The sequence below is a fragment of the Bradyrhizobium sp. CSA112 genome (assembly GCF_029051645.1).
Classification (GTDB): domain Bacteria; phylum Pseudomonadota; class Alphaproteobacteria; order Rhizobiales; family Xanthobacteraceae; genus Bradyrhizobium.
Window position 1 is genome coordinate 1 of the sequence record NZ_JAACFS010000167.1, and the last position, 399, is coordinate 399.

General features: G+C 68.4%; 1 pseudogene. It reads right to left on the reverse strand.

Annotated elements, in window-relative coordinates:
• Positions 1 to 399 (reverse strand): annotated as a pseudogene (locus GWE18_RS42160) (murein L,D-transpeptidase); the annotation flags it as partial.

The window sequence follows — 399 nt, forward strand, 5'->3', positions numbered from 1 at the left end:
ACCTCGATCCGGTCGACCTTGGGCTCGTGCGGCAGGTCCTTCGCCTTCGGCTTGTCGGTGCCCATGGGATCGACGGCCGCCACCGTGATCGACGTGCCGGCCTTGTCGAGCGGCTTGTCCGGATTGAGCGCGCTGACGAGGTCGCGACTCATGTGGAAGCGCTCGGCCAGCATCTCCCGCGGGTTGGTGTAGCCGAGTTCCTTGAGGTCGGCCTGCGCCTCCATCTTCGGCGGGATCGTCTCGGTATAGGGACCGGAGGCGTCCGCGTCGGTGACCGCGTAGTCGGACACCACCGGCTTGTCGCTCGAGGCCTGGAGCTTGTCCCAGAGTTCGGGCGTCAGGTCCTGGCTCGCGGGCAGGCCCTGCGCCACCGCGAAGGCCGAGAGGGCGTGCTGGTAG